Below are 26,645 nucleotides of genomic sequence, written 5' to 3' on the forward strand. Positions count from 1 at the left end.
TAGACCCATGAAATTTGCCCAGAAACACCCGATCCGCGACGTCTGCATCCTGGTGACCGATATCGAAGCCTCGATCCGGTTCTACACCGAAAAGCTCGGTTTCATGCTCAAGCATCGCGCGCCGGGCTTTGCCGATTTCACCGGCGCCGGCATCACGCTGGCGCTCTGGGAGCGCGACCATATCGCGATGCATGCAGACGTCCGGGTGACACCCGGCTCGGCCTCGGCCGTGCTGATCGCGATCCTGATCGACAGTCCCGCCACGCTGGATTCCATCTATGAAGAACTCTCGGGCGATGGCGTCACATTCGTCAGGCCGCCGGACAACTACCCCTGGAACGCCCGCTGCCTCTATTTCCACGGCCCGGATGGTGAAACCTGGGAACTCTATGCCTGGCTCGAAGGCGGTGCGCCCGGCAAGCTCGCCGAGGCGGCGGCATGACGACGCGCAAGCTGATCATACTGACTGACCCTGGTCAGGATCAGGCGGCGGCGATCCTGATGATCCTCGGCCAGCGCCAGGCCTTCGATGTGCTCGGCCTTGTCGCCACGGCAGGCAACATCAATCTCGACCATACGATCACCAATTGCCTGAAGCTGATGGAACTGGCCGGCCGGCCGGATATTCCCGTCTTCGCGGGATGCCCGCAGCCGATTATCCGGCCGCTCGTGATGGCCGAGCATGTGCACGGCCCGACCGGCCTTGACGGTCCAGACCTGCCGGTGCCTGAGATCAAAGCGCAGGACAGGCACGGCGTGGATTTCATTATCGACACGGTCCGCGCCCATCCCGGCGAGGTCACGATCTGCGCGCTATCGCCATTGACCAACCTCGCCGTCGCTCTGCGCAAAGCACCCGATATAACTGACAAGATCGTCGAGATCGTCGCCATGCTGGGCGCCTATTTCGAGGTCGGCAACATCACGCCATCAGCCGAATTCAACTGCTATGTCGATCCCGAAGCCGCCGACATCGTGCTCAAGGCAGGCATCAAGACAACGCTGCTGCCGCTCGATGTCACCCACCAGATGCGCTCGACGCCGGAACGGCTTCAGGCGATGCGGGCGCTCGGCAATCGCTGCGGTATCGCCACGGCGGAGATGCTTGAATTCTCGGAAGCCTTCGACCTCAGGAAATACGGTTGGGACGGCGCGCCGCTGCATGGACCCTGCGTGCCCGCTTTCATGCTGGCGCCCGAAATCTTCTCGGGCCGGCAGATCAACGTCTCCGTCGAACTCAACGGCACGCTGACAACCGGCATGACCGTGGCTGACTGGTGGCAGATCACCGACCGGCCGCGCAATGTCTTTTACGTGCGCGACGGCGACCCGGTCGCCTATTACGACCTGCTGGCGAACTCCTTGAAGGCATTGCCATGAGCCAGATATTGATCAAAGGCGCCACGATCCTGGCGATGGGCGCCGAACACGGCACCGCGACCTTCCAGGGCGACATCCTGATCGAAGGCCGGACGATCAAGGCCATCGGCATCGGCCTGTCCGCCGATCCCGCCGCCGAAATCATCGACGCGCGGGGCAAGCTGGTGATGCCGGGGCTGGTCAACTCCCACACCCATTCGAGCGAGACCTTCTTTCGCGGCCGCTACCAGGGCATGCCGCTGGAAATCTGGCTGCTCTATGCCTATCCGCTGCTGATGAACGGCGCGATCGGCAAGCGGCTGCTCTATCTCCGCAGCCTGCTGCTGGCGATGGAATCGCTGCGCAACGGCGTCACCACATTCTGCGACGATTTCTTCGATCCGCCGGCGCATGATCTCGATCGGCTCGGGCTGGTCTTCCAGGCCTATGAGGATGCCGGCATCCGCGCCAACATATCGAGCGCGGTGATGAACATCCACACGCTCGATGCACTGCCCTATGCCCGCGAGGTCATGCCCCAAGAGCTGCAGGACAAGCTCGATTTCGGCCCGCCGATGACGGCCGACGCCTATATCAATTACTGCAAGTCCGTCTTCGATTCGCTACACGGACGGGCCGGGCGGCTCAATTTCATGATCGCGCCTTCGGCGCCGCAGCGTTGCACGCGCGACCTGCTGCTCGCCTGCCACGATCTGGCGCGCGACCGGCGGGTGCCGTTCCACACCCATGTGCTGGAAACCAAGGTGCAGGCTGTCACCGGCCACGAACTCTACGGCAAGAGCCTGATCGCCTATATGCACGAGATCGGCGTTCTCAGCCGTAACACCACCATTGCGCATTCCGTATGGGTCAGTGATGACGACATGGCGAAGATGGGCGAGGCGGGCGTCTCGATCGCGCATAACGCCGTCTCCAACCAGAAGCTCGGCGCCGGCATTGCACCGATCCGCCGGCTGCTCGATGCCGGTGTAACCGTCGGGCTTGGCACCGATGGCGTCTGCTCCAACGACACGTCGCGTATTTTTGATGTCATGCGGGTCGCGGGCCTGATCCACAGCGTCTCCGGCCCGGACTATGGCCAATGGGTTCGCGCCGATGAAATCCTGCGGATGGCGACGATGGGTGGCGCGCGCACGGCGATGCTGGAAAACGTGACCGGCTCGCTGGAGGTGGGCAAGGCGGCCGATCTCCTGATCCTCGATCTCGACAGCTACAGTTTCATGCCTTGCAACGACATCGACAAACATCTGGTCTTTTCGGAGAACGGTTCCTCGATCGAACTGGTGATGGTCGATGGCCGGATCGTGATGAAGGACGGCCGGTTGACGACAGTCGATGAGGTGGCGATCTTTGCCGAAATCCGTGAACTGGTGCCGGCCCATCTCGTTGAGCACGCCGAACTCGAAAAGCGCAACGCGATATTCGAGCCCGTCATGGCGGAAATCCACCGCCGCGCCTCGCTCCAGGATATCGGCCTCAATCGCTATCAGGGCGACATGATTGCCGGCTCAGGCACGAACCGCCACTGGCCCTGACGCTTGCCCGGCGCCTGGTTTCCGTCAATCCGGAACGACCACCAGCTTGCCAATGAAATTCTTGGCCATGAAATCCGTCTGGGCGCGGTGGAAATCCGACAGGGGATAAACCCCGCCGACGAGCGGACGGATCTTCTTTTCCTCGATATAGCGCACCAGCCGGCGGAAATCGCCGCGCGTCCCCTGGCTGGAGCCGTGAAGTTCCAACTGCTTGAGATACATGGTGCGGAGATCGAGCTGCACGACGGGCCCGCCGATCGCACCGGCGGTCGTATAGCGCCCCTCGGGCCGCAGGATCTTCAGGAGATCGTTGAACATCGATCCAGCGACAAGATCGGCCACGACATCGATCTCGGCACCGTCAGTCACCCGCCGGACGGCCTCGACCAGATCGCCTTCGCCGCGGGTGATCACAGCCTCGGCGCCGATGTCCAGAACCGCCTGTTCCTTGCCCTTGCCTGATATGGCAAAGGGGATGGCGCCGCGTGCGCGGGCAAGCTGTATGATCGCCGAGCCGACGCCGCCGGATGCGCCTGTCACCAGCACGCGTTCGCCAGCCGCGAGCCGGGCGCGTTCGAGCATTTGCTCGCCGGTCAGGTAGGCGCAGCAGAAGGTGGCGAGTTCGATATCGCTGAGATCGGTATTCACGACATGAGCGTTCTCGGCGGGCAGGACCATGTATTCGGCATATCCACCGTCGCGGCCATGGCCCATGTAATCGATGTCGGCAAGGCTATCGTCGTCGCGATTGTAGATGGAGAAATCCACCATCACGCGTTCGCCGATCCGGCTTGCATCCACGCCTTCGCCAACGGCGACTACATGGCCGACCGTATCGGTGCCCTGGATGCGCGGGAAGGCCAGCGTATTGCCCTGCCGCCGCCAAGTCGATACGGCAGCGGGATCATCCTCCGTGCCATAAGCGCCCTGGCGCACCCAGACATCGGTATTGTTCATGCCGCAGGCCGTAACCTTGATCAGAACCTCGCCGGCGGCCGGTTGGGGTACGGGCACCGCGCGGCTGTAGACCAGCTTGTCGAGGCCGCCATGGCCAACGAGTTGCACGGCGGCCATGGTCTTCGGAACAGAATGCATCGTCATACCTCAGCGCGAACCGAGTACGCTTTCGACAGCCTCGGTCGCGGCCTTAACCACGATATCGGCCTCGTCACGTGTGAGGCAGAGCGGCGGTGCGAAGCCGAGGATATCGCCCTGCGGCATGGCGCGACCGATCACGCCGCGTTCGAGCAGCGCTGCCGACACCTGCGGGCCGATCTTCCTCGACGCATCGAAGAATTTCCGGTCGGTCTTGTCCTCGACGAATTCGACTGCGGCCATCAGGCCATCGCCGCGCACTTCGCCAACATGGCTGTGGCCGCCAAGCGCATCGGTCAGCTGCTGGCGGAAATAGGCGCCGGTCGAGCCGGCATTCTCCACCAGGCCCAATTCATCGATCAGTTCGAGATTGGCAACGCCGGCGGCCGCGCAGATCGGATGCGAGGAATAGGTCCAGCCGTGGCCGATCGCGCCGAGTTCATCGGAACCCTGCACCAGAACCTGCCACATCTTGTCGGATACGATCGTGCCCGAAAGCGGCGCATAGGCCGAGGTCAGGCCCTTGGCGATTGTGATCAGGTCGGGCTTCATGCCGTAATGATCCGAGCCGAACATCGTGCCGAGACGGCCGAAACCGGTGACGACCTCGTCGGCGACGAGCAGGATATCGTACTTCTCAAGCACCGCGCCGATCTTCTGCCAATAAGTCTTCGGCGGCGGCACGATGCCGCCGGTGCCGAGGATCGGCTCGCCGATGAAGGCCGCGACCGTATCCGGACCCTCTTCGAGAATCATCTCTTCGAGCTTCTGGGCGCAATAATCGGCGAACTGCTCCTCGCTCATCGAAAGGTCCGGACGGCGGAAATAGTAAGGCGCTTCGGTATGCAGGATCGGCGCACGCGGCAGGTCGAAGGCATTGTGGAACAGGTGCAGGCCGGTCAGCGAGCCGGTCATCACGCCCGAGCCGTGATAGCCGCGCCAGCGCGAGATGATCTTCTTCTTCTCAGGCCGGCCGAGCACGTTGTTGTAGTACCAGATCAGCTTGATGTTGGTCTCGTTGGCGTCCGAACCGGAGAGACCGAAATAGACGCGGCTCATGCCCTGCGGCGCACGATCGATGATCATCTTGGAGAGCGTGATCGAGACTTCCGTGCCGTGCCCGACATAGGCATGATAATAGGCGAGGTTCTTCGCCTGCTCGGCAATCGCATCGGCGATCTTCTGCCTTCCATAGCCGACATTGACGCAATAGAGGCCGGCAAAGGCATCCAGGCTCTGCTTGCCATTGACGTCGGTGATGTAAACGCCCTCACCACCCGCCATCACCCGGGTTGGGGTCTCGCCCCGCGCATGCATGCCCATATGCGTCGAGGGATGGAAGAAGTGGTCCCGGTCCCAGGCGTTGAGTTCGTTGTTGCGGTCGAGCATGGGAAAATTCCTTTTCAATGGCGTCTGATGTTCAGGCGGCAGTGTCGATGCAGATATATTTGAGTTCGGTGAAGGCCTCCATGCCGTGGCGCGAGCCTTCGCGGCCAAGGCCGGATTGCTTCCAGCCGCCGAAGGGGATCGGCCCGCCGGTGATCTTCACCCGGTTGACGGCGACCATACCATAGTCGAGCGCGCGCCCGAGCCGCATCTGACGAGCGCCATTCTCGGTCACGACATACGCGACGAGGCCGTATTCGGTGTCGTTGGCGCGAGCGACGACTTCGTCCTCGCTGTCGAATGCGGTGATTGCCGCGACCGGCCCAAACGTCTCCTCGCGCATGATCAATGCACTGTCGGGCACATCGGTCAGCAGCGTCGGCTCATAGAAGAGCGGACCGGCTGCATGCCGCTTGCCGCCGGTCACCAGCCGTGCGCCATGGGCGATGGCATCGGTGACCTGTTCCTCGACCTTGGCGATCCCACGCTCGTGCATCAGCGGCCCGATGTCGACACCGGGTTCGAGGCCGGGGCCGACCTTCAGCGCCGCAACGCGCTTGGCCAACCGTGCGGTAAACGCCTCGATGATGCCGCGCTGGACATAGATGCGGTTGGCGGCGAGGCAATCCTGCCCCGACGTCGCGAACTTCGCATCGATCGTGATCTGCACGGCGCGGTCGATATCGGCATCGTCGAACACGATCAGTGGCGCGTGTCCGCCGAGTTCCATGACCAGCCGCTTCATCGTTGCCGCACTCTGTTCGGCGATCAGCTTGCCGATCTGGGTCGAACCGGTGAAGCTCATCGCCCGGACGCGGCTGTCGCGGCACATTTGCCCGACGATGGTTGCGGCGTCACCGGTCAGCACGTTGAAAACGCCCGCGGGCATGCCCGCGCGTTCGGCGAGTTCCGCCAGTGCCAGCGCCGATAGCGGCGTCTCGGAGGAGGGATGGGCAACCACGGTGCAGCCGGCGGCGAGTGCCGCCGCCGCCTTGCGCGTCAGCATGGCGGAGGGAAAATTCCATGGCGTGACGAGGCCTGCGACGCCGATGGCCTGCCTGCGCACCATCATTTCGGCGCCGGGCAGGTGGCTGGTGACGCTCTCGGCATTCAAGCGCTTGCCTTCCTCGGCATACCATTCGACGAAGGAAGCGGCGTAATCGATCTCGCCGCGCGATTCATCGAGCGGCTTGCCCTGTTCAAGCGTCATGATCAGCGCCAGGTCTTCACGATGGGCAAGCATCAGTTCGTACCATTTGCGCAGGATTTTCGCCCGCTCCTGCGGTAGCAGGCCCTGCCATTTCGGAAAGGCGCGGCTCGCGGCATCGATCGTCGTTGTTACCTGATCGGCATCTACAGCCGCGACCCAGGCCAGCACCTTGCCGTTGGAGGGATCGGTAACCTCGAAACCCTTGCCTTCATTGCCGGCCAGCCAGCGACCATCGGCGTAGGCGAGGTTGCGCAGCAGGTGGCGGTCCTTGAGGCCCGCCAGGGCGTCATGAAAATCGGCGCGCGCGAAAATGGCGGTCATTCCGGTCTCCTCGGTCTGGTCTGAACCCAAGTCTAGCCATTGTAGCCGGAGAAATTGTCTGTTCTGGCGCGCTGCTGTAGAGACTCTCTCTATATCCGAGCCAGGCCGCAGAGACTTTCTCCGTTCACGCCTGATCCGGCAGCAGCCCGGCCAGCGGCTGTGCCACTTCCTCCTTGATAGTCTTGGTGACGATATAGGTGAAGTAGCGCTCGATGCCGATCTCGCGGTCGAGCAGCCCATCGACGAAGCGCTGGTAGGTGTCGATATCCGGCGTCATGACCTTCAGCACATAATCGACGCCGCCGCCGACCGACCAGCAGGCGACGACCTCGTCGAGCGCTGAAATCACTCGCTCGAAACGATCGAAATCCGCCTGGCGGTGGTTGGCGAGCGTCACTTCCATCAGCACGGTGGCAACAGGCGCGATCTTCCGGAGGTTGAGATGCGCGTGGTAACCACTGACGATGCCCGCCTTCTCCAGCTTCTGCAACCGCATCCAGCAGGGGGTCGGTGACAGGCCCACCTTCTCCGCAAGCGCGAGCTTGGTGATCCGGCCGTCGCGCTGGATGGCGTCCAGGATCCTGAGGTCGACGGCATCGAGTTTCATGGTTTCACCAGTCCGGATTCATGACAAATTGTGTGCGCGGACATTGGAAGAGTAAATTTCGGTTGTCAATTGTACTGGTTTTGGTAGCTGTATAATCATGACAAATTGGCAACCCGATCCGACCCTCCTTCGCCGCCCGGCCTATCTCTCGCTCGCCGAGCAGATCGCCCGCGCCATTCAGGATGGCATCCTGCCGAGTGGAGCCCGCCTTCCTCCACACCGGATGATGGCCGATAGCCTGAAACTCTCGGTTCAGACGGTGAGCCGCGCTTATGACGACCTGATCCGCCGTGGGCTGATATCGGGCGAGATCGGTCGCGGCACCTTCGTTCAGACGCTCAGGAAGGAACCAGAGCCGCCCTATCTGCCGGAAAGGCTGGGCGAACTCATCGACCTCTCGATCCTGAAGCCCGCCTGCGACCAGTATCATCTCGAGAAGATGCGGGAAGCATTCGGCTGGCTGGCGGAGAACCTGCCCGCGAGTTCGGCCCTGTCTTTCCGCCCGAATGTCGTCTTCCCCCGGCACCGCGTTGCGGCCGCCGAATGGCTCGCGCGCTGCGGGCTCGACGTGTCCCCGCTCAATATCAGCGTCACCAACGGCGCGACCTCGGGCATGACCACGGCTCTGATGAGCGTGGCTCCACCGGGCTCTACAGTCGTGGTCGAGGCGATCAGCCATCACACCCTGGTGCCGCTTTCGACCTATCTCGGCCTCCATCTCGAAGGTGTGTCCATCGACGAACAGGGCATGCTGCCGGAAGCGCTCGAAGCCGCCTGCCGCAAGGGCAATGTCCGCGCCGTCTTCCTGCAGCCGACCGTGATCAATCCGATGGCAGCGATGATGGGCGCGGAGCGTCGCGAGGCGCTGGCCGAGGTCGCCCGCCGGCACGACCTCGCGATCATCGAGAACGACATTCTCGGCCCTTTGGTTGAGAATCGTCCGCCGCCGATGGCCGCCATTGCGCCCGAGCGGACGCTCTACATCACCAGCTTCACCAAGATCACCGTGCCTGGCCTGCGCATCGGCTACCTCGCTGCGCCCGACCGCTATGTAGCAGCCGTCGCCAACCGGCACTTGGTCTCCAACTGGATGGCGACACCCTCGATTGCCGAGATTGCCACCAAGTGGGTTGGTGATGGCACGGCGATGGAGCTGGTTGGCTGGCAACGCCGTGCGCTCGCGGTCCGGCATGCCATCGCGGCGGAAACACTCGCCGGGCTCGATTACCGCGATCATCCGCAGAGCCTGCATGTCTGGCTGCCGCTGACCGGCGCGCATACCGAAGAAGGCTTCGTGTCCCAGGCGCGGCTCCGGGGCGTGGCGATCGCGCCGGGCAGTTCCTTCCGCACCAGCGGCGAGACCTGGCATCCCGCCGTACGCATCTCTCTCGGCTCAACGACCGAGGTGGAACTGAAGACTGGATTGGGGATTGTAGCTTCGTTGAGCGTTGCCGATCCTGAAGCCCTGCTGCTCGCTATTTAAGGCGATATGTCCCCGTTCTGGGCAGGTTCAGAAAAATTGTCATGATATTATTTTGTTAATTGACATGATTTCGGATCAGGATAATCGTTAGGGCATCGCTTGTCTCAACAGGGAGAGACATGAATGCCAGAGCCCATCATCCGCATCGACAATATCGTCAAACGCTACGGTCCGCTGACCGTGCTCGATGGCTTGTCGATCGACGTGATGCCCGGCGAGAAGCTGGCGCTGATCGGTCCGTCCGGTTCCGGCAAGACGACGATCCTGCGCATCCTCATGACGCTCGAGAGCATTTCCGGCGGCCATATCGAGGTCGAGGGAGAACAGCTTTATCACATGCCCAAGGGCGGTCAGCTGGTGCCCGCCGACGAAAGGCACCTGCAGAAAATGCGGTCCAAGATCGGCATGGTCTTCCAGCATTTCAATCTCTTTCCGCACAAGACCGTGCTCGACAATGTCACGCTCGCCCCGATCCTGACCAAAGGCATCGCGCGGCCGGCAGCCGAAAAGCGGGCGATGGAGCTGCTCGACATGGTCGGCATGGCCGACAAGGCCAAGCATGTGCCGGCGCAGCTCTCGGGCGGGCAAAAGCAGCGCGCGGCGATCGCCCGCGCCTTGGCGCTCTCGCCCCGCATCATGCTGTTCGACGAGGTGACCTCGGCGCTCGATCCGGAACTCGTCGAGGAAGTGCTCAACGTCATGAAGAAGCTGGCCGCCGAGACCGACATGACCATGCTTCTTGTCACCCACGAAATGGGCTTTGCCCGCGATTTTGCCGACCGGATACTGTTCTTCGATCGCGGCAAAATCGTCGAGGAAGGCAAGCCGGACGAGATTTTCAGCAATCCCAAACAGGAACGGACGCAAACCTTCCTGCGCAAGATCATAGCGGCAGGGCACCGCGTCTGAGCGTTACGCGAGGGCATGCTCCAACAACAACAGGTTAAATCCTCAGAGGAGACGAACTATGAAATTATCCAGCATCATCAAATCAGTGGCAGGCGCCTCCACGCTTGCTGTCATGCTCGCGGCGGCGCCGGTGTCGGCCGACGAGAACAAGCTTCAGGAACTCAAGGACCAGGGCTTCGCACGCGTCGCCATCGCCAACGAGCCGCCGTTCACCGCAGTCGCGGCGGATGGCAAGGTTTCGGGCGCCGCTCCGGATGTCGCACGCGAAGTGTTCAAGCGCCTCGGTATCAACGAGATCGTCGCATCGATCTCCGAATATGGCGCGATGATCCCCGGCCTTCAGGCCCATCGTCACGATGTCATCACCGCCGGCCTGTTCATGAAGCCGGAGCGTTGCGCGGCCGTCGCCTATTCCGAGCCGATCCTCTGCGATGCCGAAGCACTGCTGGTCAAGAAGGGCAATCCGCTCGGCTTCAAGAGCTACGCTGACATCGCCAAGAACCCCGATGCGAAAATCGGCGCGCCGGGCGGCGGCACCGAAGAGAAGCTGGCGCTCGACGCCGGCGTGCCGCGCGATCGCGTCATCGTCGTGCCGGATGGCCAGAGCGGCCTGAAGATGCTGCAGGATGGCCGTATCGACGCCTATTCGCTGCCGGTGCTGTCGATCAACGACCTCGTGAAGAAGGCCAACGATCCGAACCTCGAAGTCATCGCTCCTGTCGTTGGCGCGCCGGTCTATTGCGATGGCGCGGCCTTCCACAAGGATGACGTGGCGCTACGCGACGCCTTCGATGTCGAACTGAAGAAGCTCAAGGAATCCGGCGAATTCGCCAAGATCATCGAGCCCTACGGTTTCTCGGCGGCTGCTGCCATGTCGACCTCGCGCGACAAGCTGTGTGCTGCGAAGTAGTGTGGTTGGGATGCCCCTCATCTGCCTGCCAGCATCTTCTCCCCGCACGCGGGGAGAAGGGACTTGCGGCACCGGCAACGCCTCTAGCGTCCCCTCGCCCCGTTCTTACGGGGAGAGGGCTAGGGTGAGGGGCAATCTTCAAAACGGAACGAGCGCATGATCGACTGGTCCGGCTATATAGGCCTCATTCTGCAGGGCGCTCTGGTGACGCTCGAGCTGACCGTCATGGGTTCCGCCCTGGCGCTGGTCATGGCGTTCATTGCCGGGCTCGGCCGATTGTCCCGTTTCTTCGCCATCCGGGCGCTTGCCACCACCTATATCGAGTTCTTCCGCGGCACCTCGATTTTCGTCCAGCTCTTCTGGGTCTATTTCGTGCTGCCCTTTGCCGGCGTGACGCTGACGCCGATGCAGGCCGGCGTCCTCGCCCTTGGCCTCAATGTCGGGGCTTATGGTGCTGAAGTTGTGCGCGGCGCCATCAAATCCGTGCCGCGTGAACAGTTCGAGGCCTGTATCGCCGTCAACCTCTCACGCTTCCAGCGCATGCGCTATATCATCCTGCCGCAGGCGCTGCCGCTGATGCTGCCGACCTTCTGCAACAACGCGATCGAGCTTCTGAAGGGCACTGCGGTCGTGTCGCTGATCTCGCTCACCGACATGACCTTCCAGGCTCAGGTCGTGCGCGCCCAGACCGGCAGCACGCTGATCCCGTTCGGCACGATCCTGATCCTCTATTTCGCGATGTCCTGGACCATCTCCTTCTTCATGCGCCGGCTGGAGCGCCGTGTGACCCGAAACCTCGATGGCGTGAGGGCTTAAGTGATGGAGTGGGATTGGGCATTCGTCTGGCAGATCATGCCGACCCTGCTTCAGGGGTTGAAGATAACCATCATCGCCAGCGTGCTCGGCGCGATCGTTGCCGCGATCGTTGGCCTGGTGTTCGCCATCCTGCGCCGCTCGCCGGTAGCTGTCGTGTCGAAAACGACGGGCTTCGTGGTCGAATTCATTCGCGGCACGCCGCTGCTGGTGCAGCTCTACTTCATCTTTTACGTGCTTCCCGACATCGGCATCCGCCTGCCGGCGCTCGTGGCGGGCGTTATTGGCCTCGGCCTGCACTACGGCACCTATGCCGCCGAAGTTTATCGCTCCGGCATCGAGAACGTGCCGCGCGGTCAGTGGGAGGCGGCGAAGGCGGCCAACCTCACGACACGCCAGACCTGGATCCACGTGATCCTGCCACAGGCGATCCCGCCGATGATCCCGGCGCTCGCCAATTACCTGATCGCCATGTTCAAGGAAACGCCGCTGCTCTCGGCGATCACCGTGCTCGAACTGATGAACCAGGCGAAAAGCGTCGCCAATTCGAGTTACCGTTACATCGAGCCGATGACCCTGGTCGGTATCTTCTTCCTCGTCATGAGCCTGATCTCGGTCGTCTTCCTGCGCTGGCTCGAGGAACGCTTTGCCCGGAGGTACAACTGATGATCCGCGATATCGAAATCGGCGTGGCCTCGCGTGCGCCAAAGCTCGACAACCGGCCGCTCAAGAAGCGCATCGGGCTCGTCATCCTCGCCACCGACCACACGACCGAGCCGGATTTCGCCCGCATGGTTGCGAGCCCGGATATCGGCATTTATGTCAGCCGCATCCATTACGCCAACCCGACGACGCCGGAAAATCTCCGCGCCATGCAGCCGTCGCTGACCACGGGCGCGGGGCTGATCCTGCCCGCCGAGCCGCTCGATGCGATCATGTATTCCTGCACCTCTGCCTCCGTGGTGATCGGCGACGACGAAGTGACAGCGGCGATCCGCAAGGCCAAGCCCGGCGTGAATGTCGTGACACCGACCGCGGCTGCGGTGCTTGGTCTCAAGGCTTTCGGCGCACGCAATATCAGCGTGCTCACGCCCTATACAATCGAGACCAGCCGACCGATGGCGGATTATTTCTCCGGCCTCGGTTTCGGCATCGACCGCTTCACCTGCCTCGACATGACCGACGACCGCGAGATGGCGCGCGTGGCGCCTTCGGAGATCGTCGCCTTCGCCAAGGAGGCGTTCGATCCGGAATCCGATGCGCTGTTCATTTCCTGCACAGCGTTGCGCGCGGCAAGCGTGGCAGCAGAAATCGAACAGGCGATCGGCAAGCCCGTGGTGACGAGCAATCTCGCGACCGCCTGGCAGTGCCTGCGGCTCTGCGGCGATCAGGCGTCTCGTCCGGAACTCGGCCGCCTGATGACAATGCAAGTGCCCGGGGTCTGACCGATGTCTGCCGAACGTCATGTCAGCCTCGATGATATCCGTGCAGCGGCCGCCCGGGTTTCCGGCCATGTGCTGCGGACGCCGATGGCCCAGTCGGCAAGCCTGTCCGCGCTGTGCGGCGTGCCGGTCCATCTCAAGCTCGAAAGCCACCAGCGCACCGGTGCCTTCAAGCTTCGAGGCGCCACCAATGCCATGCTGACGCTATCGGCGGACCAGCGGAAGCATGGCGTGGTGGCGGCCTCGACCGGCAATCACGGCCGGGCGCTGGCCTATGCTGCCCGCTCTGTGGGGTCGAAGGCCACGATCTGCATGTCGAGCCTGGTTCCGCAAAACAAGGTGGATGAGGTGCGGCGGCTTGGCGCCGAGGTCAGGATATCGGGCAGGTCGCAGGACGAGGCGCAGATAGAGGTCGATCGTCTCGTTGCCGAAGAAGGGCTGATCATGGTGCCGCCTTTCGACAATGCGGCTGTGATCGCCGGGCAGGGCACGATTGGCCTGGAATTGGTCGAGGATCTGCCGGACCTGGAGATGGTGCTGGTACAGGTCTCCGGAGGCGGTCTTGCTTCCGGCATCGCGGCTGCGGTCAAGGCGCTCAAGCCGGGTGTAAAGATCATCGGCCTGACCATGGATCGCGGCGCCGCGATGAAGCTGAGCATTGCCGCCGGCCGTCCGGTCGAGGTCGAGGAATATCCGAGCCTTGCGGATTCGCTCGGCGGCGGCATCGGGCTCGACAACAAGCTGACTTTTTCGATGTGCCAGACCTTGCTCGATGACATTATACTGGTGACCGAGGCCGAGATCGCAGCCGGCATCCGCCATGCTTACGAGCAGGAGCGCGAGGTGCTGGAAGGTGCCGGCGCCATTGGCATCGCGGCGCTGGTCGCCGGCAATGCCAGACTCTCAGGCCCCACAGCGGTCATCCTCTCCGGCCGCAACATCGATATGCGCCTGCACCGCCACATCATCAACGGCGGCGAATTGGAGGACGCGCCATGAGCGACATGACCATCCTGACCGAGAAGGATCTCCGCAAGATCATCCGTCTCGATGCCGACGCCATCGCCTGCGTCGAGGACGCATTCCACGCGCTGGCAACCAAGCCGGTCGTCATGCCGCCGATCCTGCGGCTCGACATTGTCGAAGCACGCGGCGAGGTCGACGTGAAGACGGCCTACGTCCCCGGCCTCGATGGTTTCGCGATCAAGATCAGCCCCGGTTTCTTCGACAATCCGAAGCTCGGTATTCCCTCCACCAACGGCATGATGGTGCTGCTGTCGGCCAAAACAGGGTTGGTGCAGGCGCTGCTGCTCGACAACGGCTACCTCACCGATATCAGAACGGCGGCGGCCGGCGCGGTGGCCGCCAGGCATCTCTCGCGCGAGAATTCGTCCAACGCGGCGATCTTCGGCGCCGGCATGCAGGCCGGCCTGCAGCTCGAAGCGCTGGCGCTTGTCCGGCCTATCCGCGAGGCCCGCATCTGGGCGCGTGATATCGCCAAGGCGGAAGCCACTGCCAGGGCGCTGGGCGCGAAACTGGGCATCGAAGTCACGGCATCGGGCGATCCTCGGGCCGCCATGTCGGGCGCCGATATCATCGTCACGACCACCCCGTCGAGCGAACCGATCGTCAAGGCTGAATGGCTCGCGCCCGGCCAACATCTGACCGCCATGGGCTCCGATGCCGAGCACAAAAACGAGATCGATCCAGCCGCCATCATCCGCGCCGATATTTACGTCGCCGACCGGCTCTCGCAGACGCGGAAACTCGGCGAACTGCATCACGCGATCACCAAGGGCCTCGTCGCCGCCGACCAGGAATTCGCCGAGCTCGGCCAGATTGTCGCCGGCCATACCGTGGGCCGCACCAGCGACGAGGAGATCACCTTCGCCGACCTGACCGGCACCGGCATCCAGGACACGGCGATCGCCACGCTTGCCTTTGCACGCGCCCGAGCGACAGGCGCGGGCACGAAATTCGAAATGTGAATGCGGAATACCGCACGGGAAGGAAAAACAATGCTTGATGTCGAACTCAAATTCACGCGCGAGGAATTTGCCGCGCGCCTCGACAAGACCCGGAAGGCGATGGAGGCCAAGGGTATCGACCTGCTGATCTGCAGCGACCCATCCAACATGAACTGGCTGACGGGCTATGACGGCTGGTCCTTCTATGTGCATCAGGCGGTGATCGTGCCGCCGCATGGCGAGCCGATCTGGTATGGCCGCGGGCAGGATGCCAACGGCGCCAAGCTGACCGCCTATCTCAAGCACGAGAACATCATCGGCTATCCCGATCACTATGTGCAGTCGACCGAGCGGCATCCGATGGATTATCTCGCAAGCGTATTGGCGGACAAGGGCTTTGGCTCGCTCCGCATCGGCGTGGAGATGGACAATTACTGGTTCTCGGCGGCAGCGTTCGCCGCTTTGGTCAAACATCTGCCGAATGCCAGATTCATCGATGCGACCGCGCTGGTGAACTGGCAGCGCGCGGTAAAGAGTCCGACTGAGATAAAGTACATGCGCAATGCCGCCCGCATCGTCGAGGCCATGCACCAGCGCATAACGGACAAAATCGAAGTCGGCATGCGCAAATGCGATCTCGTCGCCGAGATCTACGCTGCCGGCACGCGCGGCGTCGATGGCTTCGGCGGCGATTATCCGGCCATCGTGCCGCTCTTGCCCTCGGGCCGCGACGCCTCCGCGCCGCACCTGACCTGGGACGACAAGCCGATGAAATCGGGCGAGGGCACCTTCTTCGAGATCGCGGGCTGCTACAATCGTTACCACGTGCCGCTGTCGCGCACCGTCTTCCTCGGCAAGCCGACGCAGGAATTCCTCGATGCCGAAAAAGCGACGCTCGAAGGCATGGATGCCGGCCTCGCCGCCGCCAAGCCCGGCAATACCTGCGAGGATATAGCCAATGCCTTCTTCGCCGTCCTCAAGAAATACGGCATCGTCAAGGACAACCGCACCGGCTACGGCATCGGCGTTTCCTATCCGCCGGATTGGGGCGAGCGCACGATGAGCCTGCGCCCGGGCGACAGAAGCGAGTTGAAGCCCGGGATGACCTTCCACTTCATGACCGGCCTCTGGCTCGAAACCATGGGCCTGGAAATCACCGAGAGCATCCTGATCACCGAAACGGGCGTGGAATGCCTGGCCAATGTGCCGCGCAAGCTGGTTGTGAAGGACTAAGCGTATGAGCATGCGTGAACTTCGGCCGTCGCCAATCTCCCCGACCATCGACTTGATGGCCGAGGGCGTCCAGCACGGCTTTCTCAAGCTACCCTATAGCCGCGACGATTCCGCCTGGGGTTCGGTGATGATCCCGATCACGGTTGTCCGCAACGGGGAGGGGCCGACGGCCCTTCTCACCGGCGGCAACCATGGCGATGAATATGAGGGGCCAATCGCGCTCTTCGATCTCGCGCGTTCGTTAAAGGCCGAGGACGTGACAGGCGCGGTCATCATCGTGCCGGCGATGAATTATCCCGCCTTCCTCGCCGGCACGCGGACGTCGCCGATCGACAAGGGCAACATGAACCGCAGCTTCCCCGGTGCGCCCGATGGCACGGTCACCCAGAAGATTGCCGATTATTTCCAGCGGCACCTGCTGCCGATGGCCGATATCGTCCTCGACTTTCATTCGGGCGGCAAGACGCTGGATTTTCTGCCCTACTGCGCCGCCCATCGGTTGCCGGACAAGGAGCAGGAACGCAAGAGCTTCGAATTGGTGGAAGCCTTTGGCGCGCCCTATTCCATGGCGATGCTGGAGATCGACGCGGTCGGCATGTATGACACGGCGGCCGAGGAAATGGGCAAGATCTTCGTCACCACAGAACTCGGCGGTGGTGGCACTGCTACGGCCAGAACGGCCGGCATTGCCAAGCGCGGTGTCCGCAATGTCCTGGTCAAGGCGGGCATACTTAAGGGAGACGTCGAGGAGCATAAGACCTCATGGCTCGACATGCCGGATGGCAACTGCTTTTCGTTCGCTGAAGATCCCGGCCTGATCGAGTTCGTTGCTGATCTCGGCGATGAGGTCCATGCGGGCGACACGGTCGCGCTCATCTATCCAGTGGGCCGCACGGGTGCCGAACCGCAAACGGTGAAAGCGAAAATGGACGGCATACTTGCCGCACGTCATTTCCCCGGCCTCGTCAAGCCGGGCGATTGCGTTTCGGTATTGGCTGTCGAAACCAGCGCTTAGCGAGGAGTGCCGGAGGTCGCGTTCACGCCTCCGGCCTTTTCATCAGCGATAGGGCGAGCGGCAAATCCGACGGCGTTCGCCGCGCGGCTTCCAGGTATTGTCGGAAGCGCGGTAGCTCGCATATTGCGCGCGGCACCAGCGGACATGACGATTGCCATAGACGCGAACGCCCGGCCTTACCGTCACCACGAATGCGGTAGGCGGATACCAGAAGCCGTCGATATGGCGCCTGTAGCCGCGGCGATGATAGTTATAGCCGCGATGGCCGCGATAGTATTTGACCTTGACCTTTGTCTTTGCGAATACGATGGGCGAATTCGTTTCCACCTTGGACGGTGAATTCGGGAACGCTTGCGCAGGCAGGATCGAGGATACGGCGAAGACCGCGCCCAGGCCAGCAGCCAGCATTAAATTTGTTTTTCTCATTGGGGTTTCCTCGGCATTACGTGGTGCCGATCGAAACGGCCCACAGGCCGTCTCGTTCCCAAGCTCACGGCCTTGTGATCCCGTGCTGCGACGAGGCAAGCGCGTCAGATATGCAGCGCGTGGCCCATTGCCTTGAGGGCGGCCTCCTGGAAGCCCTCGCTGCGTGTCGGATGTGCGTGGATCGTGCCCGCGATATCCTCCAACCGGGCACCCATCTCGATCGCCAATGCGAAGGCGCTGGAGAGTTCGGACACGCCCTGGCCAACACCCTGGATGCCGAGCACAAGGTGATTGTCGGCCCGCGCCACGACGCGCACGAAACCGTCCTCGTTCTCCGTTGTCATCGCGCGGCCATTGGCACTGAACGGGAACTGCCCGATCTTGATTTCCAGTCCCTGTCCGCGCGCTTCGTCAGGCAGGAGGCCGGCACTGACGATCTCGGGATCGGTGAAGCAAACCGCCGGAATGCAACGCTTGTCCCAACTCCGCTTGTGGCCCGCGACGATCTCGGCGACCATCTCGCCCTGCGCCATCGCCCGGTGCGCCAGCATCGGCTCGCCGGTGACATCGCCTATGGCGTAAATGCCGCGCATCGAGGTGCGGCAGCGGTCGTCGATACGGAGGAAACGGCCGGCCCGGTCGAGGTCGAGTTCATCGAACCCCCAGCCTTCCATGCGCGGTTTGCGGCCCACGGTCACCAGCACCTTGTCGGCGGGCAGGGTTTCGCTCCCGCCTTCGGCTGTCTGAATGACCAGCCCGCCATCCGACAGGCTCTTGGCGCTGGCATTGGTCAACACCCTTATCCCGAGTTCCTTCAGCCGCTTGGCGACCGGCCGCACGAGATCGGCGTCGTAGAGTGGCAGGATCTGCTTCGTCGCCTCGACCACGGTCACGGCGGAGCCCATCTTGGAGAAGGCGATGCCGAGTTCGAGCCCGATGTAACCGCCGCCCACGACGACGAGCTTTGCCGGAACCTCGCGCAGGGCAAGCGCCTCGGTGGAGGAAATCACCGTACCGCCAAAGGGCAAAGCCGGTATCTCGACCGGCTCGGAACCGGTGGCAATGACGATGTTCTCCGCACGAATGATCTGGGTGCCGGTCTCGGTTTCCACCTCGATGGTCTTGCCGTCGCGGAACTTGGCCTCGCCCTTGACGATCTTGACGCGGGCCTTGTTGAGCAGCGCCGACACGCCGCCCGTCAGCCGACCGACAATGCCGTCCTTCCATTCGACGGTTTTGCCTAGGTCGAGCCGAGGCGCCTCGACCGAAATGCCGATCGCGCTGCCGCCATTGGCGAAATGCCGGACCTTGTCGAATTCCTCGGCAGCGTGGATGAAGGCCTTGGATGGAATGCAACCCACTGTGAGGCAGGTGCCGCCCGGTTTCTTCGCCTCGACGATGACCGTATCGATGCCGAGCTGGCCCGCTCGTATGGCGCAGACATAGCCGCCGGGACCCGCGCCGATGACCAGAAGTTTGCAGGAAATCTCTTTCATGGCATCAGCTTTCGATGAAAATCAGGGCAGGCGTTTCGAGCAGCGCCTTGATCCGCTGGACGAAGATCGCGGCATCCCAGCCATCGACCACGCGATGGTCGAAGCTCGACGACAGGTTCATCATCTTGCGCGGGATGAACTGGTTGCCATCCCAGACCGGGCGAACGACCATCTTGTTGACGCCGACGATCGCCACCTCTGGGTGATTGATCACCGGCGTGGTGACGATGCCGCCCAGCGCCCCGAGCGAGGTGATGGTAATCGTCGAACCCGAAAGCTCGTCGCGCTGGGCTGAGCCGTTGCGGGCGGCCTCGGCGAGACGCGCGACTTCGGTGGCGCAATCCCAGACGCCGCGCGCCTCGGCATGCTTGACCACAGGCACCGTCAGGCCTGCGGGCGTCTGGGTCGCGATGCCGATATGCACGGCGCCATAGCGGGTTATGATGCCCGCGCCATCATCGAAGGTCGCGTTGATCGCTGGCTGCTCGCCAAGCGTCTTCACCAATGCCCGCATCAGGAAGGGCAGGATGGTGAGCTTCGGCTGGTCGGGCTTGCGGCCCCGGTTCATCGTCTCGCGGAGATCCTCGAGATCGCTCACATCGACCTCTTCCACATAGGTGATGTGGGGAATGCGCGAAGCCGAAAGCGACATCTTCTCGGCGATGCGGCGGCGCATTCCCGCCATCTTGATCTCTTCGGTCGCGGTCTTTCGGGCAAGACCCGCCGGTGCCGCTTGTTGCGATCCGCCCGAAAGGAACTGCTCGATATCATCATGGGTGATGCGGCCTGCAGGACCCGTGCCATGCACCTGCCTCAGGTCGACACCCATATCCTGCGCGCGGCGGCGTACGGCCGGCGAGGCAAGCGGCTTGCGCTCTTCCCCCGCTGCCGGGGCCTTGGCAAGTGCAACCCGCTCGGCCGGCCTTGGCTGCTTGACGGGCTCGACCTTCTCGGGTTCGGCAACCAGCAGGCGTTCTTCGGCCTTGGCTTCCTCCACGTGAGCCGCAACGGGCTCTTCGACATCGCCTTCGCCCGCAACCTGTATCCGCACCAGTGGCGCCTTCACCGCGATCGTGTCGCCGATCTCGCCGGCCAGCCACAGCACGGTGCCGGCAACGGGCGAGGGGATTTCGACGGTTGCCTTGTCGGTCATCACGGCGGCGAGAACCATGTCCTCGCGCACGGGATCGCCCGGCTTCACATGCCATTCGACGAGTTCCGCCTCGGCAACGCCTTCGCCGACATCCGGCATGGTGATCACATATTCGGCCATCTCACGCCTCCATCACTTCGGTGAGCGCGCGCCCGACGCGGGCGGGGCCGGGGAAATAATCCCACTCCTGCGCATGTGGATAAGGCGTATCCCAGCCGGCGACGCGGACGATGGGCGCTTCAAGATGATAGAAGCAGCTCTCCTGCACCAGCGCTGCAATCTCGCCGCCGAAGCCTGACGTCAGCGTTGCTTCATGCACCACGACGCAGCGGCCGGTCTTAGTGACCGATTGCACGATCGTGTCGAGGTCAAGCGGCAACAGGCTCCTGAGATCGATGATCTCGGCATCCACGCCGGTCTCCTCGGCTGCGGCAAGCGCCACATGCACCATCGTGCCATAGGCGATGACGGTCACGGCGCTGCCCTTGCGGCGGATCTCGGCCTTGCCGATCGGCACCGTGTAATGTCCGTCCGGTACTTCGCTCAATTCATGCTTCGACCAGGGAATGACCGGCCGGTCATGATGTCCGTCGAACGGGCCGTTGTACAGCCGCTTGGGTTCGAGGAACATCACCGGGTCCGGATCCTCGATCGAGGCGATCAGCAGGCCCTTGGCGTCATAGGGATTGGACGGCATCACGACCTTGAGGCCGCAGACATGGGTGAACAGCGCTTCCGGGCTTTGGCTGTGCGTCTGCCCGCCGAATATGCCGCCGCCGGTGGGCATGCGCAGCACGATCGGGCAGGTGAAGTCGCCGGCCGAACGATAGCGTATGCGGGCGGCCTCCTGGGTGATCTGGTCATAGGCCGGGTACATGTAGTCGGCGAACTGGATCTCGACGCAGGGTTTGAGGCCGTAGGCCGCCATGCCGATGGCGGTGCCGACAATGCCGGATTCGCTGATCGGCGCATCGAAGCAGCGCGTCTTGCCATATTTCGCCTGCAGGCCCTGGGTACAGCGGAACACGCCGCCGAAATAGCCGACATCCTCGCCGAACACGACCACGTCGTCGTCGCGCTCCATCGACACGTCCATGGCGCTGCGCACCGCCTCGATCATCGTCATCTTGGGCATGTCAGTATCCTGCTTTCTGGCGCTGGCGGCGAATGTGGGGCGGCATTTCGGCATAGACGCCTTCGAAAATATCCCGCACCGATGGGCCGCCGCCGGCATGCAATGTGCCATGCGCCTCGGCCTGCTTCTGGGCCTGAATTACTTCGTCGGTGATCTCGGCTTCGGTCTGCTTGTGGCGATCGTCGGACCAGATGCCGCGCAGGATCAGATGGTTCTTGAGCCGGAGGATCGGGTCGCCGAGCGGCCATGCTTCGGATTCCGTCTTCGGGCGATAGGCGCTCGGATCGTCCGACGTCGAATGCGCACCGGCGCGGTAGGTCACGTATTCGACAAGCGTCGGTCCGAGGTTCCTCCGCGCCCGCTCCGCCGCCCACTTCGCCACCGCGTGAACGGCGAGATAGTCATTGCCATCGACCCGCAGCGCCGGGATGCCGAAGCCCAGGCCGCGCGCCGCGAATGTCCCGGAGCCACCACGCGCGATGCCCTGGAAGGTCGAGATAGCCCACTGATTGTTGACGATGTTGAGGATGACGGGCGCCTTGTAGGTCGAGGCGAAAACCAGCGCCGAATGGAAATCCGATTCCGCCGTCGAACCGTCGCCGATCCAGGCAGCCGCAATTTTCGTGTCGCCCTTGATGGCGGAAGCCATTGCCCAACCCACCGCCTGCACATATTGCGTCGCGAGGTTGCCCGAGATGGTGAAGAAGCCATGCTCCTTCGAGGAATAGAGCACCGGCAACTGGCGGCCTTTGAGAGGGTCGAGTTCGTTGGAATAGATCTGGTTCATCATCTCGACCATCGGAAAGCCGCCCGCGATCAGCAGGCCGGCCTGGCGATAGGTCGGGAAATTCATGTCGCCTTTCACCAGCGCCTTGCGGAAAGCGGTGCTCACCGCCTCCTCGCCGAGATGTTGCATGTAGAACGAGGTCTTGCCCTGCCGCTGCGCCATCACCATGCGGGCGTCGAAGGCGCGCAGCCGCATCATGTCGCGCAAGCCCGCCAGCGCTTCCTCGTCGGTCAGCGAGCCGGCCCAGGGGCCGACAGCCTCGCCCGAGCGGTTGAGCACGCGGATGATCGAATAGGCCAGGTCGCGCATGTCCTCTGGCGCCGCAGCCACCTCGGGCCTTGGCACGGAGCCCGCCTTGGGAATTTTGACGTTGGAGAAATCCGGCTGGCCACCGGGGCGCACGGCGGGTTCGGGCACGTGGAGGCTGAGCTTGTTTGTTTCGGTCATGCTTGTCGTTCCTCCAGAACCTTAGTGCCGCTCGATGGCGATAGCCGTGGCCTCGCCGCCGCCAATGCAGACCGCGGCCATGCCGCGCTTGAGATCATAACGCGCGAGCGCCGCAAGTAGCGTCACGATTATGCGAGCGCCAGAAGCGCCGATCGGATGGCCGAGCGCGCAGGCGCCGCCATGGACGTTGACCTTGTCATGCGGCAGGTCGAGATCGCGCATCGCCGCCATGGCGACGACGGCGAAGGCCTCGTTGATCTCGAAAAGGTCGACATCGGCGAGGTTCCAGCCGGTCTTGTCGCTCAGCTTGTTGAGCGCGCCGATCGGTGCTGTCGCAAAAAGATTGGGCGCCTGTGCATGCGTGGCATGGCCGGTGATCGTGGCGAGTGGTGTAAGCCCTCGGCGCTCGGCTTCCGAACGGCGCATCAGAACCAACGCGGCGGCGCCATCCGAAATCGAACTCGAATTGGCGGCTGTCACCGTGCCGCCATCGCGGAAGGCAGGCTTCAACGATGGGATTTTGTCGAGCCTGGCCTTGCCGGGCTGCTCGTCGCGTTCGACGACGCTCTCGCTGCGACCGCTCTTCACGCTCACCGGTGTGATCTCGGCATCGAACATGCCCTCGGCAATCGCCTTCTGCGCCCGGGTCAGCGATGTGATCGCAAAGTCATCCTGCGCCGGACGGGTGAACTGGTAGGCCTCGGCGCAATCCTCGGCGAATGTGCCCATCAGCCGGCCCTTGTCATAGGCATCTTCCAGACCATCGAGGAACATATGGTCGATGACGCGGCCATGGCCGAGCCGGTATCCACCGCGCGCCCGGTCGAGCAGGTAGGGAGCGTTGGTCATGTTCTCCATGCCGCCCGCGACCGCGATGCTGGAACTGCCGGCGGCGATAAGATCATGCGCCAGCATGACCGCCTTCATCCCCGATCCGCACATCTTGTTGATGGTGGTCGCGCCCGTCGCATAAGGAATACCAGCGCCGATCGCCGCCTGCCGCGCCGGTGCCTGGCCGAGACCGGCGGGCAGCACGCAGCCGAATAGAACCTCGTCCACGCTCACGGCGTCCATACCGCTGCGGGACAGTGCGGCCGAAATCGCCGTCGCGCCCAGTTGCGGCGCCGTGGCCCCTGAAAGCTCGCCCTGGAACCCGCCCATCGGCGTGCGGGCCATGCCGGTGATGACAACAGGGTCATGGGATGTCATGGACGTCTCCTTCACTTCGGCGCCATGCGCAGCGCGCCATCGAGGCGGATGACTTCGCCGTTCAGCATGTCGTTCTCAATAATATGCTGCGCCAGCGCAGCAAATTCCTGGGGCCGGCCGAGCCGGCTGGGGAAGGGTACGCTTGCCCCGAGCGAATCCTGCACATCCTGCGGCAGCCCCGCCATCATCGGCGTTTCGAATATGCCCGGCGCGATCGTCACGACGCGGATGCCGTGGCGCGCAAGTTCGCGCGCGATCGGCAAGGTCATCGACACGACGCCGCCCTTGGAGGCCGCGTAGGCCGCCTGGCCGATCTGGCCATCATAGGCGGCGATCGAGGCAGTGTTGATGATGACGCCACGCCCACCATCGGCGCCCGGCTCCTGCTTGGCGATCGCCTCGGCCGCCAGCCGGATCATATTGAATGTTCCAATGAGGTTGATTGATATAGCGCGGGTGAAGCTCGCGAGCGCGTGCGGTCCTTCCCGGCCAAGCACCTTCTCGCCCGGCGCGATGCCGGCGCAATTCACCAGCCCATGCAGATGACCAAACGTGTTGATCGCCGTTGAGATCGCCCTCGCTGCCTCGGCTTCATCGGTCACGTCGGTGCGGATGAACTTCGCGGCCGGGCCGAGTTCAGCGGCAACCGCAGCGCCTGCAGCTCCATTGACATCGGCAACGACCACATGCGCGCTTTCAGCCACGAGCCTGCGCGCCACGGCGGCACCGAGACCCGAGCCCCCGCCGGTGACGACAAAAACCTTACCGCTGATCCGCATGCGATCTCCTCAACTCACTCCGGATTTGACAATAGCACCCTTCAATGTTTATTTCAGCGCAAATTTGAATTGGGAGGAAGCGCGATGGCGACAGTAATGATCCAATACTGGCTGAAACTGTAGATCAATTGATCCAGATGCGTGAACTGGACTCTTTCGATCGCAAGATTCTTGCCATACTCGGCGAAGACGGCCGCATCAGCTGGCGCGATCTCGCGGCAAAAATCGGCCTGTCCTTCTCGCCGACGCTCAGGCGCGTGCGGCAACTGGAGGAGAGCGGCACCATCCAGGGCTATACTGCGGTACTCGACGAAAGCCGCCTGCTCGGCACCATCGGCGTCTTCATCTCGGTCACGCTCGAGCGCCAGACCAAGGATGTGCTGATCGCCTTCGAGGAGCGCGTATCGTCGGTTCCCGAGGTTGTAGGCGGCTACCAGACATCGGGCAGCTCGGATTACCTGCTGCATGCCATGGTGCGCGACTTGCCGCATTACCAGGAACTGCTGGATTTCCTGACGACGGTGCCCGGCGTCGCCCGCATCCAGTCGAATTTCGCGATCAAGACCTTCATCCGCCGTTCGGTTTCGGTGGGCGAGAGGAAAGGCGGCTCGTAAGGGCCAATGAGAGGAATGCCGCAAAGCGGGAGACCGGAAGGCGCTTTGCGGGTGAGCCATGCTGGAGTAGGTTGAACCCAGCGGGCCCAAGTGGAGGAACTGACTATGGATCTCGCCGCTTTGTTCGATGCCGATCTCGGAGACGATATTGGCGCGCTGCGCGACAGCGTACAGAAATTCGCCGCCGACCGGATCGCCCCGCTCGCGATGGAAACCGACCGCGAGGATCGTTTCCCCAGGCATCTCTGGCCTGAGATGGGCGCGCTCGGCCTGCATGGTATCACCGTGAAGGAAGAATTCGGCGGCGCCGACATGGGCTATCTCGCCCATTGCGTGGCGCTGGAAGAGGTCAGCCGTGCATCGGCATCGGTCGGCCTCTCCTATGGCGCCCACTCCAACCTCTGCATCAACCAGATCAACCGCTGGGGCACGGCGGAGCAGAAGAACCGCTATCTCCCTAAGCTCATTTCAGGCGAGCACGTCGGTTCGCTCGCGATGAGCGAAACCGGCGCCGGCTCCGACGTCGTGTCGATGAAGCTGAAAGCCGACAAGAAGGGCGATCGCTATGTGCTGAACGGCACCAAGATGTGGATCACCAATGGCCACGAAGCCGATACGCTGGTGGTGTACGCTAAGACCGATATGGCCGCCGGACCACGCGGCATCACTGCCTTCCTGATCGAGAAGACCTTCAAGGGTTTTCGCCCGGCACAGAAACTCGACAAGCTCGGCATGCGCGGCTCACCGACGTCGGAACTGGTGTTCGAGGATTGCGAAGTGCCTGAGGAGAATATCCTCGGCAAGCTTGACGGTGGCGTCGGTGTGCTGATGAGCGGGCTCGATTTCGAGCGCGCCGTGCTGGCCGCCGGCCCCATCGGCATCATGCAGGCGGCGATGGATCTGGTCCTGCCCTATAGCCGCGAGCGCCACCAGTTCGGCAAGGCGATCGGCGAATTCCAGCTTGTCCAGGGCAAGATCGCCGACATGTACACGGCGATGAATTCTTCCCGCGCGTATGTCTACGCCGTGGCCCGCGCCGCCGACCGCGGCCGCATCACCCGTCAGGATGCCGCCGGCGCCATCCTGTTTGCCGCCGAGCGCGCGACCCAGGTGGCGCTCGATGCGATCCAGCTTCTCGGTGGTTCGGGTTACGTCAACGACAGTTCGGCGGGCCGGCTGCTGCGCGATGCTAAGCTTTACGAAATCGGCGCCGGCACCAGCGAGATCCGGCGGATGCTGATCGGGCGCGAATTGTTCAAGAGCAATGCGTGAGGGGATGATGGCTGGCTTTGT

General features: G+C 62.9%; 26 protein-coding genes. 15 read left to right on the plus strand and 11 right to left on the minus strand.

The genetic code is table 11. From position 1 onward, the window contains the following. Positions 1-7: 7 nt before the first annotated feature. Genes IHQ71_RS04510 through IHQ71_RS04520 form a run of 3 tightly spaced genes read left to right on the plus strand, consistent with a single transcriptional unit; the run spans position 8 to position 2,915 of the window. A complete protein-coding gene (locus IHQ71_RS04510) occupies positions 8-442 on the plus strand; it encodes a VOC family protein (RefSeq protein WP_258160767.1) in 435 nt (144 codons plus the stop codon). After that, positions 439-1,380 carry a nucleoside hydrolase gene (locus IHQ71_RS04515; protein ID WP_258160768.1) on the plus strand — a complete coding sequence of 314 codons (942 nt, stop codon included), beginning with the start codon at positions 439-441 and terminating at the stop codon, positions 1,378-1,380. The genes IHQ71_RS04510 and IHQ71_RS04515 overlap by 4 nt, the downstream gene beginning before the upstream one ends. Continuing rightward, a complete protein-coding gene (locus tag IHQ71_RS04520; protein WP_258160769.1) occupies positions 1,377-2,915 on the plus strand; it encodes an amidohydrolase in 1,539 nt (512 codons plus the stop codon). The genes IHQ71_RS04515 and IHQ71_RS04520 overlap by 4 nt, the downstream gene beginning before the upstream one ends. 24 nt (positions 2,916-2,939) lie before the next feature. On the opposite strand, the gene IHQ71_RS04525 is transcribed toward IHQ71_RS04520, so the two are convergent. The 4 genes from IHQ71_RS04525 to IHQ71_RS04540 form a co-directional block, all read right to left on the minus strand. Next, positions 2,940-4,010 (minus strand): alcohol dehydrogenase family protein, encoded by a 1,071-nt coding sequence (locus tag IHQ71_RS04525; RefSeq protein ID WP_258160770.1) that lies wholly within the window; start codon positions 4,008-4,010, stop codon positions 2,940-2,942. Positions 4,011-4,019: 9 nt separating this feature from the next. Next, complete coding sequence (locus IHQ71_RS04530) at positions 4,020-5,399, minus strand: aspartate aminotransferase family protein (protein WP_258160771.1); 1,380 nt, start codon at positions 5,397-5,399, stop codon at positions 4,020-4,022. 31 nt (positions 5,400-5,430) lie between these two features. Next, on the minus strand, positions 5,431-6,927 hold the full coding sequence (locus IHQ71_RS04535) for an NAD-dependent succinate-semialdehyde dehydrogenase (protein ID WP_258160772.1): 1,497 nt from the start codon (positions 6,925-6,927) through the stop codon (positions 5,431-5,433). Positions 6,928-7,051: 124 nt separating this feature from the next. Then, positions 7,052-7,534, minus strand: a complete 483-nt coding sequence (locus tag IHQ71_RS04540) for an Lrp/AsnC family transcriptional regulator (protein ID WP_258160773.1) — start codon at positions 7,532-7,534, stop codon at positions 7,052-7,054. Positions 7,535-7,631: 97 nt separating this feature from the next. On the opposite strand from IHQ71_RS04540, the gene IHQ71_RS04545 reads away from it, so the two are divergent. The 10 genes from IHQ71_RS04545 (at position 7,632) to doeB (ending at position 17,306) form a co-directional block, all read left to right on the plus strand. After that, positions 7,632-9,017 (plus strand): PLP-dependent aminotransferase family protein, encoded by a 1,386-nt coding sequence (locus tag IHQ71_RS04545; RefSeq protein ID WP_258160774.1) that lies wholly within the window; start codon positions 7,632-7,634, stop codon positions 9,015-9,017. 123 nt (positions 9,018-9,140) lie between these two features. Next, positions 9,141-9,926, plus strand: coding sequence for an ectoine/hydroxyectoine ABC transporter ATP-binding protein EhuA (gene ehuA / locus IHQ71_RS04550; RefSeq protein WP_258160775.1), 786 nt, complete (start codon positions 9,141-9,143; stop codon positions 9,924-9,926). 58 nt (positions 9,927-9,984) lie between these two features. Next, positions 9,985-10,836: an ectoine/hydroxyectoine ABC transporter substrate-binding protein EhuB gene (gene ehuB, locus IHQ71_RS04555; RefSeq protein ID WP_258160776.1), complete on the plus strand. Its 852-nt coding sequence runs from the start codon at positions 9,985-9,987 to the stop codon at positions 10,834-10,836. Positions 10,837-10,992: 156 nt separating this feature from the next. Next, positions 10,993-11,652, plus strand: a complete 660-nt coding sequence (gene ehuC / locus IHQ71_RS04560; protein ID WP_258160777.1) for an ectoine/hydroxyectoine ABC transporter permease subunit EhuC — start codon at positions 10,993-10,995, stop codon at positions 11,650-11,652. 3 nt (positions 11,653-11,655) lie between these two features. Then, positions 11,656-12,315, plus strand: a complete 660-nt coding sequence (ehuD, locus tag IHQ71_RS04565; protein WP_258162740.1) for an ectoine/hydroxyectoine ABC transporter permease subunit EhuD — start codon at positions 11,656-11,658, stop codon at positions 12,313-12,315. Beyond that, complete coding sequence (gene eutA, locus IHQ71_RS04570; RefSeq protein ID WP_258160778.1) at positions 12,315-13,094, plus strand: ectoine utilization protein EutA; 780 nt, start codon at positions 12,315-12,317, stop codon at positions 13,092-13,094. The genes ehuD and eutA overlap by 1 nt, the downstream gene beginning before the upstream one ends. A gap of 3 nt (positions 13,095-13,097) precedes the next feature. Continuing rightward, a complete protein-coding gene (gene eutB / locus IHQ71_RS04575; protein WP_258160779.1) occupies positions 13,098-14,090 on the plus strand; it encodes a hydroxyectoine utilization dehydratase EutB in 993 nt (330 codons plus the stop codon). Continuing rightward, a complete protein-coding gene (gene eutC / locus IHQ71_RS04580) occupies positions 14,087-15,079 on the plus strand; it encodes an ectoine utilization protein EutC (RefSeq protein WP_258160780.1) in 993 nt (330 codons plus the stop codon). Before eutB ends, eutC begins: the two co-directional genes overlap by 4 nt. A 30-nt stretch (positions 15,080-15,109) precedes the next feature. Continuing rightward, positions 15,110-16,291 (plus strand): ectoine hydrolase DoeA, encoded by a 1,182-nt coding sequence (gene doeA, locus IHQ71_RS04585; protein ID WP_258160781.1) that lies wholly within the window; start codon positions 15,110-15,112, stop codon positions 16,289-16,291. Positions 16,292-16,301: 10 nt separating this feature from the next. Further along, the gene (gene doeB, locus IHQ71_RS04590) at positions 16,302-17,306 is read left to right on the plus strand and encodes a N(2)-acetyl-L-2,4-diaminobutanoate deacetylase DoeB (protein ID WP_258162741.1); all 1,005 of its coding nucleotides are present in this window, start codon (positions 16,302-16,304) and stop codon (positions 17,304-17,306) included. Between the two features lie 42 nt (positions 17,307-17,348). Here doeB and IHQ71_RS04595 read toward each other — a convergent pair whose 3' ends face one another. The 7 genes from IHQ71_RS04595 to IHQ71_RS04625 all read right to left on the minus strand — a co-directional run bounded on the left by IHQ71_RS04595 (position 17,349) and on the right by IHQ71_RS04625 (position 24,738). After that, a complete protein-coding gene (locus tag IHQ71_RS04595) occupies positions 17,349-17,732 on the minus strand; it encodes a BA14K family protein (RefSeq protein WP_258160782.1) in 384 nt (127 codons plus the stop codon). 104 nt (positions 17,733-17,836) lie between these two features. Continuing rightward, entirely contained in the window at positions 17,837-19,228 is a 1,392-nt protein-coding gene (lpdA, locus tag IHQ71_RS04600) for a dihydrolipoyl dehydrogenase (RefSeq protein WP_258160783.1), read from the minus strand. Between the two features lie 4 nt (positions 19,229-19,232). Beyond that, entirely contained in the window at positions 19,233-20,501 is a 1,269-nt protein-coding gene (locus IHQ71_RS04605; RefSeq protein ID WP_258160784.1) for a dihydrolipoamide acetyltransferase family protein, read from the minus strand. A gap of 1 nt (position 20,502) precedes the next feature. After that, positions 20,503-21,516, minus strand: a complete 1,014-nt coding sequence (locus tag IHQ71_RS04610) for an alpha-ketoacid dehydrogenase subunit beta (protein ID WP_258160785.1) — start codon at positions 21,514-21,516, stop codon at positions 20,503-20,505. Between the two features lies 1 nt (position 21,517). After that, a complete protein-coding gene (locus IHQ71_RS04615; protein ID WP_258160786.1) occupies positions 21,518-22,750 on the minus strand; it encodes a 3-methyl-2-oxobutanoate dehydrogenase (2-methylpropanoyl-transferring) subunit alpha in 1,233 nt (410 codons plus the stop codon). A gap of 21 nt (positions 22,751-22,771) precedes the next feature. Next, the gene (locus IHQ71_RS04620; RefSeq protein WP_258160787.1) at positions 22,772-23,959 is read right to left on the minus strand and encodes an acetyl-CoA C-acyltransferase; all 1,188 of its coding nucleotides are present in this window, start codon (positions 23,957-23,959) and stop codon (positions 22,772-22,774) included. An 11-nt stretch (positions 23,960-23,970) separates the two neighbouring features. Next, the gene (locus IHQ71_RS04625) at positions 23,971-24,738 is read right to left on the minus strand and encodes a 3-hydroxyacyl-CoA dehydrogenase (RefSeq protein WP_258160788.1); all 768 of its coding nucleotides are present in this window, start codon (positions 24,736-24,738) and stop codon (positions 23,971-23,973) included. 137 nt (positions 24,739-24,875) lie between these two features. Here IHQ71_RS04625 and IHQ71_RS04630 point away from each other — a divergent pair, with 137 nt between their 5' ends. Continuing rightward, positions 24,876-25,352: an Lrp/AsnC family transcriptional regulator gene (locus IHQ71_RS04630; protein WP_258160789.1), complete on the plus strand. Its 477-nt coding sequence runs from the start codon at positions 24,876-24,878 to the stop codon at positions 25,350-25,352. Between the two features lie 99 nt (positions 25,353-25,451). Next, a complete protein-coding gene (locus tag IHQ71_RS04635; RefSeq protein ID WP_308737957.1) occupies positions 25,452-26,624 on the plus strand; it encodes an isovaleryl-CoA dehydrogenase in 1,173 nt (390 codons plus the stop codon). Positions 26,625-26,645: the final 21 nt, after the last annotated feature.

The organism is Rhizobium sp. TH2, assembly GCF_024707525.1.
Taxonomy (GTDB): domain Bacteria; phylum Pseudomonadota; class Alphaproteobacteria; order Rhizobiales; family Rhizobiaceae; genus Rhizobium_E.

Bases quoted from the DNA above. Each gene is read 5' to 3' on its own strand.
- IHQ71_RS04510 (WP_258160767.1), top strand. From the start codon at position 8: ATGAAATTTGCCCAGAAACACCCGATCCGCGACGTCTGCATCCTGGTG.
- IHQ71_RS04515 (WP_258160768.1), top strand. From the start codon at position 439: ATGACGACGCGCAAGCTGATCATACTGACTGACCCTGGTCAGGATCAG.
- IHQ71_RS04520 (WP_258160769.1), top strand. From the start codon at position 1,377: ATGAGCCAGATATTGATCAAAGGCGCCACGATCCTGGCGATGGGCGCC.
- IHQ71_RS04525 (WP_258160770.1), bottom strand. From the start codon at position 4,010: ATGCATTCTGTTCCGAAGACCATGGCCGCCGTGCAACTCGTTGGCCAT.
- IHQ71_RS04530 (WP_258160771.1), bottom strand. From the start codon at position 5,399: ATGCTCGACCGCAACAACGAACTCAACGCCTGGGACCGGGACCACTTC.
- IHQ71_RS04535 (WP_258160772.1), bottom strand. From the start codon at position 6,927: ATGACCGCCATTTTCGCGCGCGCCGATTTTCATGACGCCCTGGCGGGC.
- IHQ71_RS04540 (WP_258160773.1), bottom strand. From the start codon at position 7,534: ATGAAACTCGATGCCGTCGACCTCAGGATCCTGGACGCCATCCAGCGC.
- IHQ71_RS04545 (WP_258160774.1), top strand. From the start codon at position 7,632: ATGACAAATTGGCAACCCGATCCGACCCTCCTTCGCCGCCCGGCCTAT.
- ehuA (WP_258160775.1), top strand. From the start codon at position 9,141: ATGCCAGAGCCCATCATCCGCATCGACAATATCGTCAAACGCTACGGT.
- ehuB (WP_258160776.1), top strand. From the start codon at position 9,985: ATGAAATTATCCAGCATCATCAAATCAGTGGCAGGCGCCTCCACGCTT.
- ehuC (WP_258160777.1), top strand. From the start codon at position 10,993: ATGATCGACTGGTCCGGCTATATAGGCCTCATTCTGCAGGGCGCTCTG.
- ehuD (WP_258162740.1), top strand. From the start codon at position 11,656: ATGGAGTGGGATTGGGCATTCGTCTGGCAGATCATGCCGACCCTGCTT.
- eutA (WP_258160778.1), top strand. From the start codon at position 12,315: ATGATCCGCGATATCGAAATCGGCGTGGCCTCGCGTGCGCCAAAGCTC.
- eutB (WP_258160779.1), top strand. From the start codon at position 13,098: ATGTCTGCCGAACGTCATGTCAGCCTCGATGATATCCGTGCAGCGGCC.
- eutC (WP_258160780.1), top strand. From the start codon at position 14,087: ATGAGCGACATGACCATCCTGACCGAGAAGGATCTCCGCAAGATCATC.
- doeA (WP_258160781.1), top strand. From the start codon at position 15,110: ATGCTTGATGTCGAACTCAAATTCACGCGCGAGGAATTTGCCGCGCGC.
- doeB (WP_258162741.1), top strand. From the start codon at position 16,302: ATGCGTGAACTTCGGCCGTCGCCAATCTCCCCGACCATCGACTTGATG.
- IHQ71_RS04595 (WP_258160782.1), bottom strand. From the start codon at position 17,732: ATGAGAAAAACAAATTTAATGCTGGCTGCTGGCCTGGGCGCGGTCTTC.
- lpdA (WP_258160783.1), bottom strand. From the start codon at position 19,228: ATGAAAGAGATTTCCTGCAAACTTCTGGTCATCGGCGCGGGTCCCGGC.
- IHQ71_RS04605 (WP_258160784.1), bottom strand. From the start codon at position 20,501: ATGGCCGAATATGTGATCACCATGCCGGATGTCGGCGAAGGCGTTGCC.
- IHQ71_RS04610 (WP_258160785.1), bottom strand. From the start codon at position 21,516: ATGCCCAAGATGACGATGATCGAGGCGGTGCGCAGCGCCATGGACGTG.
- IHQ71_RS04615 (WP_258160786.1), bottom strand. From the start codon at position 22,750: ATGACCGAAACAAACAAGCTCAGCCTCCACGTGCCCGAACCCGCCGTG.
- IHQ71_RS04620 (WP_258160787.1), bottom strand. From the start codon at position 23,959: ATGACATCCCATGACCCTGTTGTCATCACCGGCATGGCCCGCACGCCG.
- IHQ71_RS04625 (WP_258160788.1), bottom strand. From the start codon at position 24,738: ATGCGGATCAGCGGTAAGGTTTTTGTCGTCACCGGCGGGGGCTCGGGT.
- IHQ71_RS04630 (WP_258160789.1), top strand. From the start codon at position 24,876: ATGCGTGAACTGGACTCTTTCGATCGCAAGATTCTTGCCATACTCGGC.